General features: G+C 49.1%; 2 tRNA genes and 1 rRNA gene. All 3 read right to left on the bottom strand.

Features of this window, described 5'->3' with window-relative positions:
* Nucleotides 1-137 precede the first annotated feature (137 nt).
* A tRNA-Ala gene (locus ACLJRE_RS23835) sits at nucleotides 138-213 on the bottom strand.
* A gap of 109 nt (nucleotides 214-322) precedes the next feature.
* A tRNA-Ile gene (locus tag ACLJRE_RS23840) sits at nucleotides 323-399 on the bottom strand.
* A gap of 69 nt (nucleotides 400-468) precedes the next feature.
* Nucleotides 469-542, bottom strand: a 16S ribosomal RNA gene (locus ACLJRE_RS23845); the annotation flags it as partial.

Below are 542 nucleotides of genomic sequence, written 5' to 3' on the forward strand. Positions count from 1 at the left end.
AATTTGAGAGACTCACGAACAACTTTCGTTGTTCTGTGTTTCAATTTTCAGCTTGATCCAGATTTTTAAAGAGCAAAACTTCGCAGTGAACCCTTTCAGGTACACTCTGAAGTATTTTTTCGTAAACACTCACGAGATGGTGGAGCTATGCGGGATCGAACCGCAGACCTCCTGCGTGCAAAGCAGGCGCTCTCCCAGCTGAGCTATAGCCCCATCGTGTAGTCAGAACCTCTTACCTTTGATTCGTTTCCGGGCGCGGCGTGGTGAAGCGAAGCATACTGAAGTATGCGAGCTTTGCCACAACAAAGCACGGGAGCGAATCTGGTAGGCCTGAGTGGACTTGAACCACCGACCTCACCCTTATCAGGGGTGCGCTCTAACCACCTGAGCTACAAGCCTGTAGAGGTTTTACTGCTCGTTTTTCATCAGACAATCTGTGTGAGCACTGCAAAGAACGGTTCTTTAAGGTAAGGAGGTGATCCAACCGCAGGTTCCCCTACGGTTACCTTGTTACGACTTCACCCCAGTCATGAATCACAAAG

Source organism: Salmonella sp. SAL04157, from assembly GCF_046551635.1.
GTDB lineage: Bacteria > Pseudomonadota > Gammaproteobacteria > Enterobacterales > Enterobacteriaceae > Salmonella > Salmonella enterica.